This window comes from Caballeronia sp. LZ003 (genome assembly GCF_031451465.1).
Lineage (GTDB): Bacteria > Pseudomonadota > Gammaproteobacteria > Burkholderiales > Burkholderiaceae > Caballeronia.
Genome location: NZ_JARUXJ010000180.1, coordinates 1 through 461 on the forward strand (window position 1 = coordinate 1; position 461 = coordinate 461).

Below are 461 nucleotides of genomic sequence, written 5' to 3' on the forward strand. Positions count from 1 at the left end.
CGCGCGACGCCGTGCGGGAAAAGGAATCGCAACCATGACGATAAAAGTGCTGATCGCGGACGACCACACGCTGGTACGCGACGGACTGCGCCATATTCTCGCCGACGCGAGCGGCTTCGAGGTCGCCGGCGAAGCGAGCGACGCGGCGAGCACGCTTGCTCTCGTTCGTTCGACGCCGGCGCACGTGCTGGTCCTCGATTTGTCCATGCCGGGCCGCAGCGGCCTCGATCTGCTCGTGCAGATCAAGGAGGAAAAGCCCGGCCTGCGCATTCTCGTGCTCACCATGCACGCGGAGCAGCAATACGCCACGCGCGCTTTCAAGGCAGGTGCATCCGGCTATCTCACCAAGGAAAGCGCGAGCGCGGAACTGGTCTCTGCCGTGACCAAGGTCGCCGCGGGGGGCGCGTACGTGAGCCTCGCGATGGCTGAACGCTTCGCGCAGAACCTGAGCGGGCGCGCCG

1 protein-coding gene is annotated in these 461 nt (G+C 66.2%); it reads left to right on the plus strand.

The genetic code is table 11. The annotated features are described in order from the left end of the window. Positions 1–34: 34 nt before the first annotated feature. On the plus strand, positions 35–461 hold a 427-nt coding region (locus QCE79_RS33690), incomplete at its 3' end, for a response regulator transcription factor (protein ID WP_309851884.1).